Source organism: Lacinutrix sp. MEBiC02595 (assembly GCF_053601555.1).
The window spans coordinates 116,395-130,000 of the sequence record NZ_JBSHNU010000135.1; the positions used below are offsets into that span (position 1 = coordinate 116,395).

At 33.9% G+C, this 13,606-nt stretch carries 9 protein-coding genes and 2 rRNA genes (1 of these 11 cut by a window edge); 4 read left to right on the plus strand and 7 right to left on the minus strand.

What is annotated here, in order from left to right; all coding sequences use genetic code 11:
• The 4 genes from ACVCZW_RS01995 to ACVCZW_RS02010 form a co-directional block, all read right to left on the minus strand.
• Complete coding sequence (locus tag ACVCZW_RS01995; RefSeq protein WP_452227880.1) at positions 1 to 702, minus strand: MotA/TolQ/ExbB proton channel family protein; 702 nt, start codon at positions 700 to 702, stop codon at positions 1 to 3.
• Between the two features lie 53 nt (positions 703 to 755).
• Positions 756 to 2,150, minus strand: a complete 1,395-nt coding sequence (nhaD, locus tag ACVCZW_RS02000) for a sodium:proton antiporter NhaD (RefSeq protein WP_452227879.1) — start codon at positions 2,148 to 2,150, stop codon at positions 756 to 758.
• A 9-nt stretch (positions 2,151 to 2,159) separates the two neighbouring features.
• Complete coding sequence (locus ACVCZW_RS02005; protein WP_452227878.1) at positions 2,160 to 3,386, minus strand: Glu/Leu/Phe/Val dehydrogenase dimerization domain-containing protein; 1,227 nt, start codon at positions 3,384 to 3,386, stop codon at positions 2,160 to 2,162.
• Between the two features lie 70 nt (positions 3,387 to 3,456).
• Positions 3,457 to 4,515 (minus strand): anhydro-N-acetylmuramic acid kinase, encoded by a 1,059-nt coding sequence (locus tag ACVCZW_RS02010; protein WP_452227877.1) that lies wholly within the window; start codon positions 4,513 to 4,515, stop codon positions 3,457 to 3,459.
• Positions 4,516 to 4,607: 92 nt separating this feature from the next.
• Here ACVCZW_RS02010 and ACVCZW_RS02015 point away from each other — a divergent pair, with 92 nt between their 5' ends.
• From ACVCZW_RS02015 to ACVCZW_RS02030, 4 genes are all read left to right on the plus strand, one after another.
• Positions 4,608 to 5,750 (plus strand): acyl-CoA dehydrogenase, encoded by a 1,143-nt coding sequence (locus tag ACVCZW_RS02015; RefSeq protein WP_452227876.1) that lies wholly within the window; start codon positions 4,608 to 4,610, stop codon positions 5,748 to 5,750.
• Between the two features lie 319 nt (positions 5,751 to 6,069).
• Positions 6,070 to 7,536, plus strand: coding sequence for a formylglycine-generating enzyme family protein (locus tag ACVCZW_RS02020; RefSeq protein WP_452231519.1), 1,467 nt, complete (start codon positions 6,070 to 6,072; stop codon positions 7,534 to 7,536).
• A gap of 11 nt (positions 7,537 to 7,547) precedes the next feature.
• Positions 7,548 to 8,873, plus strand: a complete 1,326-nt coding sequence (locus tag ACVCZW_RS02025; protein ID WP_452231520.1) for a hypothetical protein — start codon at positions 7,548 to 7,550, stop codon at positions 8,871 to 8,873.
• Positions 8,874 to 8,887: 14 nt separating this feature from the next.
• Positions 8,888 to 9,694: a T9SS type A sorting domain-containing protein gene (locus ACVCZW_RS02030; protein ID WP_452227873.1), complete on the plus strand. Its 807-nt coding sequence runs from the start codon at positions 8,888 to 8,890 to the stop codon at positions 9,692 to 9,694.
• A gap of 51 nt (positions 9,695 to 9,745) precedes the next feature.
• On the opposite strand, the gene ACVCZW_RS02035 is transcribed toward ACVCZW_RS02030, so the two are convergent.
• The 3 genes from ACVCZW_RS02035 to ACVCZW_RS02045 all read right to left on the minus strand — a co-directional run.
• On the minus strand, positions 9,746 to 12,181 hold the full coding sequence (locus ACVCZW_RS02035; RefSeq protein ID WP_452231521.1) for a helix-turn-helix domain-containing protein: 2,436 nt from the start codon (positions 12,179 to 12,181) through the stop codon (positions 9,746 to 9,748).
• Between the two features lie 366 nt (positions 12,182 to 12,547).
• A 5S ribosomal RNA gene (gene rrf, locus ACVCZW_RS02040) occupies positions 12,548 to 12,654 on the minus strand.
• 108 nt (positions 12,655 to 12,762) lie between these two features.
• Positions 12,763 to 13,606: ribosomal RNA gene (locus ACVCZW_RS02045) — 23S ribosomal RNA — on the minus strand; it runs 1,977 nt beyond the window's last position.

A 13,606-nucleotide genomic window follows, 5' to 3' on the forward strand; every position in this document is an offset into this window, starting at 1 on the left:
TTAAGTTGGCTCGTTTAAGTGATCTAAAAATTCTAAAGAGTTGGCTTCCATTTGATACACAACTTTATCTGTTTTCACTACTAAATGGTTGTAGGAAACATACGCGATAATACCAACAATAAGGCCTCCAACTGTTGTTGTCATAGCTGTATATAAACCATCGGCAAGTGTTTTAATATCAATGGATCCTCCAGAATTTGCGATTTCGAATATAGAAAGTATCATTCCTATTACGGTACCTAGAAAACCAATCATTGGTGCAGCTCCTGAAATGGTTGCCAATACACTAACGTTTTTTTCTAATCCGTAAATTTCTAATCTTCCTGCATTTTCAATAGCGGTATTAATATCTTCTAATGGTTTACCAATTCTACTAATTCCTTTTCCTATTAGTCTAGAAACTGGTGAATTTTGCTGTGCACACAACATTTGTGCTGCATCTACTTTACCATTAGAAACGTGGTCTTTTATTTGATTCATAAAATTCGCATCTACTTGTGATGCTGCTTTAATAGCAAATAATCTTTCAAAATAAATATAGATAGCAACTATAAGTAGTACAAATAGTAAAGCCATAATTATCATTCCTGCCGTACCTCCACTGGATATTAGTTCTATTATGGAAAGTGTTTTTTTAGCAGATTCTCCATCCGCTAATAATTCTGCACCTTCTTGTGCATCTTGCATTATTGTATTTAACATAAAAAATTGTTTTGACTAATGTATTAACGTTGATATTTTTACTTAAGTATATTTTAAAATAAAGTTCTTGTAACCATAAATGCTGCTGAACCAACAAGAAAACCAATTAAGGCTAACCATGATATTTTTTTAACATACCAAAAGAAATCTATTTTTTCCATTCCCATTGCAACAACTCCTGCAGCAGAACCAATAATCAACATACTTCCTCCTGTTCCTGCAGAATATGCAATAAAGTGCCAAAGTTCATTATCGATAGGTTCTGAGAACATACCTAAACTTGCTGCTACTAATGGAACGTTATCTATCACTGCAGATCCAACTCCTAATAACAATACTACTAAATCGGAAACTCCGCCATGGTGTAATTCGGTACCAAGCATTGGCATCGTGTCTTGCAAAGTTGTCGCAAAACCAAACAGAATTCCTAAAGATTCTAAAGCTGCAACAGCCATTAAAATTCCTAAAAAGAATAAAATACTTGGCATTTCTATTTTAGAAAGAGAATGATGAACTGGACTATGATGTGCATGTGCATCACTTTCTGCAGAGTCTGGGCTAGAGATACTAAATTTAGAATTACTATATATTTCTGCGAAAATTGCAACAATACCTAAAGCTAACATCATACCAACATAAGGAGGTAAATGCGTTACTGTTTTAAAAATTGGCACAGAAACAATTCCTGCTAAACCTAGATATAACATCGTTGCGCTATATTTACTTTTAGGTTTATCACTATCTTCTTCCACCGTTTCTAAATTTCCTTTAAACGCGGGTAAAAAGGAAGCAATAAACGTAGGAACAAGCATACATAATAAAGAAGGAATAAATAAGTAACCAATTAAATGTCCTGTAGTTACCTTTTTACCAATCCAAAGCATTGTAGTAGTAACATCACCAATTGGAGACCAAGCACCACCAGCATTTGCTGCGATGATAATTAAACCTGCGTACCAGATACGTACATCTCTATCTTTTACTATTTTTTGAAGAATAGAAATTAAAACTATTGTTGCTGTTAAGTTGTCTATAATTGCGGAAAGCACAAAAGCAAGAAAAGAAAAAATCCATAAGATTTTAGATTTCTTTTTTGTTTTAATAAAGTTTTTAATCGTAGAGAAACCATCAAAATAATCTATAATTTCAACGATAGTCATTGCTCCTAAAAGGAATACTAGAATCTCAGCTGTTTTACCTAAATGATGCAACAACGTCTCTTCCATCATGTGCATTTTTTCTTCATGCCCAAGCAATCCAAAATTATCCATTAAATTGTGTTTGGCAGAATCGAACCACTGCGGAAAACTATCAATTCCCAAAGCAATTAAAGCCCAACAAATAGCCATCATGACTAAAGCCGGAATTAGCTTATCAATTTTAATGCTATGCTCTAAAGTAATAGCTAAATAGCCTAATACAAATACTAAAATAATTACTGTTTCCATAAAATTGTGTTATATAAGTTGGCTTAATGCAATTTCGAAAGCCGTTGCACTAATCCCTGTTTTTGATTGGTTTTTGTTATGTACGTTTTCAATTGCTTTTTTTATAATTTCTGAAGTATCATTAAAAATAGCTTCGTCTGTCATTTGTACTTTACGTTCCATAAAGTATGCAAAAACTCTTGCCATACCACAGTTTGAAATAAAATCTGGTATAAGACTTACGCGATTATCGGTATGTTCCATAATAGAACCAAAAAAGATTTCTTTATCTGCAAATGGTACATTAGCACCACAAGAAATAACTTCTAATCCTGTATCAATCATTTGATCAATTTGATCTTGCGTAATTAATCTAGAAGCTGCACAAGGTGCAAATATATGTGTTTCTAGGGACCAAATTTTAGCATTAATTTCATCAAAAGGAATAATATTATCTGCAACTAGCGTGTTTCCATCTTTATTTAAAAACAGCGCTGTAATTTCTTCAAAAGAAAAACCTTCTTCCTTTATTAAACCACCATCACGATCTATTATACCAACAACTTTGGCTCCCATTTGCGACAGGTAAAAAGCTGCTGCAGAACCTACATTACCAAAACCTTGAACTATTGCTTTTTTACCAACAACAGACCCTCCATAAATAGCGTAATATTGTTTTACGGCTTCCGCAACACCAAAACCTGTAATCATATCTGCTACCGTATATTTTCTGGTTACACTAGGAGAGAAGTTTGGATTTTCTATAACCTTAATTACACCTTGACGTAACTGTCCGATTCGATTAATTTTATCGGCTTCGGTAGGTTTAAAGTGTCCATTAAACACACCTTCTTGCGGATGCCAAACACCACTTTGTTCGGTAATAGGAATTACTTCATGTATTTCATCTACATTTAAATCTCCTCCTGTACCATAATAACTTTTTAGTAAAGGGGAAACCACTTTATACCAACGCTCTAAAACGCCTTTTTTTCTTGGGTCGTTTGGATCGAAATTAATACCTGATTTTGCACCACCAATTGCTGGTCCAGAAACAGTAAATTTCACTTCCATAGTTTTGGCTAGTGACAAAACCTCATTCATATCTAGCCCTTTACGCATTCTAGTTCCTCCACCAGCTGCGCCACCACGAAGTGAGTTTATAACGGTCCAACCCTCTGCATCTGTTTCTGCATCTTTCCAATTAAATATAATTTCGGGTTCTTTATTTTCGTACTTAGTAAGTAAATCTTTCATTAATATGGTTCGTTGTTTGTTAAACAAATATAAAAAACAAAAAGTGCTTTATTATAAATTTATACTATTTTTACGGAAGATAAATTTTTCCGCTACTGTGATCTTGTCTCGCTCCTGTTACACTTGCTAAACAATTTACTTCATCCCGCATTTTCAACACCCCTAAAAAGCCAAAAATTAGTGCTTCTTTAAACTCTATTAATTCTTTGGAAGGTATAATGAGATTTAATTCTTTTCTAAAATTAATTCTAGAGATAAGGTAATCATTATAAGCGCCACCACCTGTTACTAAAACTTTGGTTCCGATTTTAAAATTCGTTGCTATTTGACTCGCAATATGTTCTGTACATGTGTGAAGTAAATCTGCTTCTTTATAAATTGAAGCTTCTAATTTTGGGAAAATTTCAGTTTCCACCCATTCTAGTCCTAATGATTTTGGCGGACGCTGATTATAGTACGATAAATTTCGTAATTCGTTTTCTAAATCCATTAAAAAGGCTCCCGATTTTGCAATTTCGCCTTTATCATCATAAGGTAAACCTAGCTTATTTGCGTATTTATTTAATACAATATTTGCCGGACAAATATCATAAGCGATCCGTTTTTGGTTTTCGGAATAGGAAACATTTGCAAAACCACCTAAGTTTAAACAATAGTCATATTCTGAAAACAACAATTGGTCGCCAATTGGCACTAATGGAGCACCTTGACCACCAAGAGCTACATCTTGCACTCTAAAATCGCAAACTACTTTAGTATTCGTTAAAGTGGCTAATTCTTTTAAATTTCCTATTTGATAGGTTAAACCTTTTTCTGGTTGATGCAATGCAGTATGCCCATGAGAGCAAATAGCATCTATCTCTTGAATATTATTTTCTACAATAAAAGCATTAATTATTTGTGCTACATGTGCCGTATAATTAATGTCAATTTGTTTTAGTTCTTCCAAAGAATTAGATACTAAATGTTTAAGAATATGTAACCATTCTTCCGAATAACTAATGGTATTACAGCATTCTATTTTAAACTTCCAAGTGGTTTCCAAATTAAAAGTGATGTAGGCTAAATCTATTCCATCTAAAGATGTTCCAGACATAACTCCTACCATTTTATATTCCTTCTTTGTCATATTATGTAAAAATAGTAATCTCTATTGAAAATATGCTATTAAAAACTTATATTTGTACTCATTTTTTATCATAAAAACATTTAAATAGAACTATGGATTTTAGCCTAACAGAAGAACATATCATGATTCGCGATGCCGCTCGCGATTTTGCACAAACCGAATTACTTCCAGGAGTTATAGAACGTGATAATGCACAAACTTTCCCGCAAGAATTAGTTAGAAAAATGGGAGATCTTGGTTTTATGGGTATTATGGTAGATCCTAAATATGGAGGAAGTGGAATGGATGCCATTTCATATGTATTAATTATGGAAGAACTTTCTAAAATTGATGCCTCTGCTTCTGTAATGGTTTCTGTAAACAACTCTTTAGTTTGCTATGGTTTAGAAGCTTATGCAAATGAAGAACAAAAACAAAAATACTTAACAAAACTTGCTACTGGAGAAGAAATTGGTGCTTTTTGTTTAAGTGAACCAGAAGCTGGTAGTGATGCCACTTCACAAAAAACGACTGCTATAGATAAAGGAGATCATTATTTAATTAACGGTACAAAGAACTGGATTACTAATGGTGGACGTGCAGGAGTTTATATAGTAATTGCCCAAACAGATAACCACAAAGGTTCGCATGGAATTAATGCTTTTATTCTTGAAAAAGGAATGCCTGGTTTTGATATTGGACCAAAAGAAGATAAATTAGGAATTCGAGGAAGTGATACACATACGTTACAATTTAATGATGTAAAAGTGCCTAAAGAAAATAGAATTGGCGAAGATGGATCTGGATTTTTGTTTGCTATGAAAACCTTATCTGGTGGAAGAATTGGAATTGCAGCGCAAGCTTTAGGAATTGCTACTGGTGCCTATGAATTAGCTTTAAAATATTCTAAAGAACGTAAAGCTTTTGGTACCGAAATTTGTAACCATCAAGCTATTGCTTTCAAATTAGCAGATATGTATACCGAAATTGAAGCGGCACGTATGTTAGTAATGAAAGCTGCTTGGGATAAAGACCAAGGAAACAATTACGACATGTCTAGTGCAATGGCAAAATTATATGCTTCTCAAGTTGCTATGACACATACAGTAGAAGCGGTTCAAATTCATGGTGGAAATGGTTTTGTAAAAGAATATCATGTAGAACGTTTAATGCGTGATGCAAAAATAACTCAGATTTATGAAGGTACTTCTGAAATTCAAAAAATTGTAATTTCTAGAGGTTTGATTAAAGGATAATCATTTATATACCTATCTAAATAATAGAACATTAAATAATATAAAACAGCCTTACAAATTAAATTTGTAAGGCTGTTTTTATGTTTAAAAAAGTAAAATAGAACCATATATACAAAATTGAATACCAGTTATACAATTATAAAACTATTTCCTAAAGGATTCCCATACCTTTAAAATACTGTTAATCAGTATCTAAAAAACACTCCCCCTATTTACTTAATAAAGTAACATTTATTAGACTTCCAAAATTAATTATGTTAACCTTTCTTTTAGAAGGCTATTAAATATTATATAAAACTATTAATCAAACATTAAAATCATGAAAAAAATTATCTTTTTATTTGCATTTGCATCCTTTCTACAAGTAAAAGCTAATAACATCCAAGTGAATAATATTTCACTTGAAAATTTAAATCAAGTATCCAACTGGGTAAATATTGAGTTTGACCTTTTTTGGGAAAACTCATGGAGAATTAGCTCTGGACCATCCAATTGGGATGCAGCTTGGGTATTTATAAAATACAGAGTGAATAATGGTACATGGATACACGGCTCAATAAGTCAATCCAATTCGACAGCTGCCACAGGTGCCACAATGGAAGTTACCTCGGATGGCATTGGAGCATTAATTTACAGAAATGCAGATGGAAGCGGAAATGTAAACTTCCTAGATAACCAAATTCGTTGGGATTTCGGTTCTACAGACACTAATGATATTATCGACATACAAGTATTTGCTGTAGAAATGGTATATGTGCCTGAGGGCTCTTTTTATGTAGGTGGAACTACTGGAAGTGAAGTTAATAAGTTTCATTCAGGCGGTTCTTCTACTTCAACGTCCTATAGAATTACTTCTGAAGCCGCTTTAACTATTGCAAATACTTCTGGAAATTTATATTACACAGCTACTAATGCAAGAGGAGGAGATCAAACTGGAACTTTATCTGCTTCCTATCCTAAAGGGTTTAATGCATTTTATGCAATGAAATATGAAACTACAGAATCGCAATGGTTGGGTTTCTTTAACAGTTTAACGGAAACTCAAAAAACGAATAGAGATATTACAGATACAGCTCACAAAAATAGTGATGCCGTTGTAAATAGGAATACCATTTCATGGACAGGTGGTTCTGCTAGTGCAACTACTACAGCTCCAGATAGACCGGTATCCTTTGTAAATGTTGCAGATATAAATGCATATATGGATTGGACAGGCTTACGTCCTTTATCCGAATTAGAATACGAAAAAGCATGCAGAGGTCCTATCTTACCCAAACCAGGTGAATTTGCTTGGGGAAGTTCCAATATAGCAAGTAATGATTATACTATTGTGAATTCCGGATTTTCAAGTGAACGTGTTACTAACCCAGAAACAAACTCTGGTAATGCTATGTACAGCCTTACGGATGGAACTATAAATGGACCATTAAGAAATGGGATTTTCGCAGCAAGTGCAGTAAACAATAACAGAGAAGAAACAGGTGGAAGTTATTATGGAATAATGGAACTATCTGGTAACCTATATGAAAGATGCGTAACTGTAGGTACTGCGCAAGGAAGAAGTTTTACTGGTTTACATGGAAATGGTATTATTGGTAGTACTAGTGGTATTGGAACCGTTTCTAACTGGCCTAACAGCACTACAGGAGATGGTTATAGTTTTCGTGGTGGTAGTTGGTTAAATGGTGCTGAATATATAAGAATTTCAGATAGATATGATGGAGCTTCTGTAATTTCAGGAGGAAATAATCGTCTTGGGTTTAGAGGTGCAAGAACAGCACCTTAATATATAGAAAGATGAAAAAAATATTTTTAATCTTATCTTTTATAGTATTTCAATGCACACAGATATTTGCTCAGTATAATGGTGGTAATGGCGATGGTCATGATAGTGAAACAAATTTAAATACTACACTGACTAATATTTCGCTTGCAGTATTATATGAAGGTTCAAAAGGAGATGGCTATGGCAGTAAAATATTATTAAGCACAACGCTAGAGAATATTGTACTAACCGCATTATATGAAGGTAGTAATGGTGATGGTTTTGATAATGCTATTTTAGTGAGTACTACATTAGAAAACGTTTCGCTTACTGTTCTTTATGAAGGTAGTAATGGTGATGGATTTGACAAGGAAACATTACTTAATACAACATTAGAAAATATTTCGCTTACGGCTCTTTATGAAGGTAGCAATGGTGATGGATTTGACCAGGAAACATTACTAAACACAACACTCAATAATTTATCACTTGTAGTACTTTATAATGGTGGTAATGGCGATGGGTTTGATGTAGCTCAAGAACTTGTTTATCTAGATCCTAATCAAATAGTTGATTTAAGATTAAATATAAAGTTATTTCTTCAAGGTCCTTTAATTAATCCATCAAATGCTAGTTTAATGAATGATGACTTACGTGTAAATGGGTTTATTCCACTTATGAGTCCCTATCCTGATATGAAGTTAGTAAATAATCCCTCTGTTTTAAACAATGGAGGCGCATCAGGTATTGGATTATCTAACGACGATATTGTAGATTGGGTTTGGATTGAAATTCGAAGCGATATGGATAACACTTTTATTGTAGATGATAAATCTGCTTTATTACAACGTGATGGAGATGTTGTAGATATAGATGGCTTATCCAATATATATTTAGAAGGATACAATGATCCTTATTATATAGTAGTGAAACATAGAAACCATTTAAGCGTAATGACAGAAAATCCAATTGCTTTGTCGGTATCCCCAACTTTTATAGATTTTACGAATAGTGCTACAGTAACCTTTGGTAATAATGCGCAAATTTCATTATTGTCTGGTGCTAATGCCCTTTGGGCTGGTAATGTAAATGGAGATAGTCTTATTCAATATTCTGGAACAACCCCAGACGCAACAAGTATTTTATCTGAAGTGCTCAATGATCCAGGAAATGTGTTAAACTTTCCAACTTTTTTAGCTACTGGTTATAATGTTCATGATGTAGATATGAATGGAAATATACAGTATACTGGAACAACTCCAGATACTCCTTTCATTTTACAAAATGTATTAGCCCACCCTGAAAATGTATTTAATTTTAGTACTTATCAAATTAAAGAACAATTACCAGAAAATTAAACTTAAAAAATATTATGAAAATATATATATTATTATTTCTCTTTTACTTATTAACGCCAACAATTCATGCACAAGATGGTTACACCTATACATTAGTAGATAATGGTAGTTATAACTATACTATTTCTGCAAGGCCAAATATTAGCGCTTCAGATTTTGCAACATTAGTACAAAGTTATGGATTTACAATTATTCTAACAGATGGAATAACTGCTTCTATAACTTCTTCTTTGGGTAATGGAGCTAATGCCACTTATTTTGATGGTAATAATGTATCACAACCTTCCATAGATGGATATTTAATTACAGAAACTTTAGGTAGTCTTATTGCATTACCGGCTCCTTCAAGCGGATTAGAAACACCAATGGTTAGCATTCAAGTAAATGGAGCACCAACAAATGGATCTATTAGTCTTTTAGCGAATGATTCTGTTTTAGCTACGACTGTAACTCCTTTAGTAAGTTTCATGCAAGCGGACATGATTGATGATTCTATGTTTCTTTTTACAAATGTAGTAGATCCAAATGCTTCCGCTTTATCTGGAACAAGTTCTTATAATTTTGATACTCTAGACATTGAAGATAATGAAATGAGCACGTTTTCCATGCATCCTAACCCAGCAACAAGTATTGTGAAAATTGAGGTGCCAGAAAATTTTATTAATTACAAAATAGAAATACATGATACTTTAGGTAAACAAATTTCAATGTCTGTAACTCCAGAAAACACGTTTAATGTGAGTAAACTATCTACAGGGATGTATCTTGTAAGTATAAAAACCGAAGGAAATAAAATCACCAAAAAATTAATAGTTAAATAACTACATATATGTATATAAAATAAAAGCTTTAAAATTTATTTTTTGAAGCTTTTATTTCTTTAAATCACCTAACACCAATCGTATTTCTCCATACGTGTACTTATCGTCTATTTGATGTTTTAATTCTGAAATATTTTCAAACTTCTGTTTTGGAATAATTTTCTTCAGCTCTTTATAATGCTTTTCAGAAATTAAATCCAAAATTTTTACTTCACCGGAATCTAAAAAACTAGCTAAATGACCTGCAATCGTATTTACGTTTAAATCTCGTTCCATAGCAATTTGTTCTATCGCTTTTCCCGATTTAAATAGTTCTAACGAGGTTCTTTTGGTATCTCCTTTTTGTCGTTTTGCTGTTGGAGCTTCAAAAATATCAGCATCTTTAGAAGTTTCTATATCATTTTCATCGCAATAGTCACGAATGACTTTTAAAATTTGGCTTCCATATTTTTCCACACGTGTTTTACCAAAACCATTTACTTGTAGTAATTCGGTTTTATTGGTTGGTAAAGTTTCACACATTTCATATAAAGACTTCTGATTGAAAACTTGATAGTGAATTAATTCCTTTTCACTAGCAATCGTGTTTCGTAACTCACGAAGCAATTCAAACAGTTCCACATTAGTCGTTCCATCTATAACCGCTTTTCTAGGTTTCTTTGGTGCCTCTTTAGCTAAGAAAACAGATTTAGCTCGTAATTCTAGAAATGGCTTTACCTGAAAACCTTCCGCTAAACCAGTAAAATATAATTGTTTTGTAGCTAATAACTCTTCAAATAAATCTAAAGCTTTGGTAAAGTCGTTTTCTACCGCCTTATTATCTGTAGCAAAACCAAACGTTTTATAAGGTTCAATAATCTTAGTGCTTACTTGTATTTTGTAATAGGCTAAAGCCTTTACAAAACGTGTTTGAATTTCTTTACTCGATTCTGGAATTTGCGTAACTTCAGAAAGTTCTTTAAGCTGTGCTTTAAAACCATTCGCAACTTTAAGTAAATTAGCAACACAGTCTTTGATAGAAACTAAAGGGGCTTCTACATTTCCTTCAATGATTCCTCTGTTTTTATAATATACATCCAAAACACGATTCACAGGATACAGAAATTTGTAGAAATCAAAAATTTCGGAAATCAAATGTAACTGAAATTTAGATTTAGATGATTCTAAAATAGTTTCGTCCGGCTGATTTTCTTCTGCTGCTTTATTAAACGAAATCACATTACTATCACTAATAATCTGACTGGAATTAATTTTACTTTTTAAAACTAAACCTTCCAAACTTTTACAACGACTCAGCGCTACATAGGTTTGCCCATGAGCAAATGCACCTTGCGCATCAATAATGGCTTTCTCAAAAGTTAAACCCTGACTTTTATGAATAGTAATGGACCAAGCCAAACGCAAAGGCATTTGGGTATATGAGCCAATTTTATTTTCTGTAATCGCCTTGGTATCTTTATCTACATCGTAATTAATGTTTTCCCAAATCTCTGGAGTAGTGATAATATTAAAATCGTCATCCGGACATTTTACAACCACTTCGTCTTTATCTAGTAAAATAACCTTTCCTATTTTACCATTAAAATAACGCTTTTCTGTAGAGCTGTCATTTTTAATAAACATCACCTGAGCACCAACTTTCAAGATAAGCTCTTCTTTATTAGGATATGAAAATTCAGGAAATTTCCCTTCTACCGATGCATTATAGGTTTCCTTTTTTCCTTTTAATTTCTCCAGTTCTAAATGATTCGTCCGCTCTGCTTTACTATTATGTGTAGTTAATGAAATATAACCTTCCTCTTCGGTAGGTGAAAAATCTGGTTGATACCTTTTATTTAATTCATCTGCCGAAGCTTGCGTTAATGTATTTGTTCTTATCTCATTTAGAATATCAATAAACTTAGGATTATCTTGTCTATAAATATGTTTCAATTCTACCGTAATCGTATTGCTTTGCTGATACGAAAGACTGCTAAAAAAGAACGCATTACTATAAAAAGGTTTTAATAAATGCCATTCGTTATCTTTAACCACTGGAGATAATTGCTGTAAATCACCAATCATTAACAATTGCACACCTCCAAAAACTTGATCTCTATTTCTAAACCTTCTTAGCGTTTTATCGATACCGTCTAATAAATCGGCACGAACCATACTAATTTCATCAATCACTAATAAATCCATTGACTTAATAATATTGATTTTGGTCTTCCCAAATTTTCTATTAAATCCACCAGAACCTTTTAAATCTTCGTTAGGTAAAATAGGTCCGAAAGGCATCTGAAAAAACGAATGAATGGTAACCCCTTTTGCATTAATAGCTGCTACTCCAGTTGGCGCTACAACAACCATTCGCTTTAAAGAATTCCTCTTTAACTTATGCAAAAACGTTGTTTTACCGGTACCTGCTTTTCCTGTTAAAAACACATTTCTGTCCGTGTTATTCACAAAATCCCAAGCTAAATCTAATTCCTTATTTGTTGCCATTATTCCTTTTTCAATACAGATTTTGAAGATAAATAAAATGATTAGTTTTTATGGCGCGTTTTTAAGAAAAATAAAAACCACGCTATCCGCTATATCTTTTTTTAGATGCAGAACTACATTCCGTATCTCACCATTTAGACGACATTATTATTACCTATTTAGGTATAGGTACTAATAAAAAAAGGATGCCGCTGCTATCGTTCGCGCAACTTTGACTCCTTTACTTAGCTAAACCTAAATATAGAGTATTTTCTACAAATAAACAATAAAAAAAAATCCTTCGCCGTCACCCTTCTTAGCGAGATTTTTCTATTGATTTTATTGCATAAAAAAATCCTCAACAAATAAATGCTGAGGATTCTCTAAAAAAGGCGACGACCTACTCTTCCACAATGTAGTACCATCGGCGCAAATGGGCTTAACTTCTCTGTTCGGAATGGTAAGAGGTGAGCCCCATCGCTATAATCACCTTAAGTTTAAAGTTAAGATTATTAGTCTTAACTGCAGATCACCTGCAAATATCTTAACATATTGAAAAAATTACATGAATTATTGTTTTTGTACTCTAAAAAAAACAGGCGTACAATAAGCCTATGGGTTATTAGTATCACTCGGCTATGACATTACTGCCTTTACACCTATGACCTATCAACGTAGTCATCTCCTACGACCCTTTAAAGAAATCTCATCTTGTGGTGGGTTTCGCGCTTATATGCTTTCAGCGCTTATCCCTTCCAAACGTAGCTACTCTGCAATGCTCCTGGCGGAACAACAGATACACCAGAGGTTTGTCCATTCCGGTCCTCTCGTACTAGGAACAGATCCACTCAAATTTCTAACGCCCACAGTAGATAGAGACCGAACTGTCTCACGACGTTCTGAACCCAGCTCGCGTGCCACTTTAATGGGCGAACAGCCCAACCCTTGGGACCTTCTCCAGCCCCAGGATGTGACGAGCCGACATCGAGGTGCCAAACCCCCCCGTCGATATGAGCTCTTGGGGGAGATCAGCCTGTTATCCCCGGCGTACCTTTTATCCTTTGAGCGATGGCCCTTCCATGCGGAACCACCGGATCACTATGCTCTACTTTCGTACCTGATCGACTTGTAGGTCTCTCAGTCAAGCTCCCTTATGCCATTGCACTCTACGCACGATTACCAACCGTGCTGAGGGAACCTTTAGAAGCCTCCGTTACTCTTTTGGAGGCGACCACCCCAGTCAAACTACCCACCAAGCACTGTCCCTTCATTGAAGGTTAGACTCTAGATAAGCAAAGGGTGGTATTTCAACAATGACTCCACAACGCCTAGCGACGCCGCTTCAAAGTCTCCCACCTATCCTACACATTACTTATCCAAAACCAATACTAAGCTATAGTAAAGGTGCACGGGGTCTTTTCGTCCCACTGCGGGTAATCGGCATCT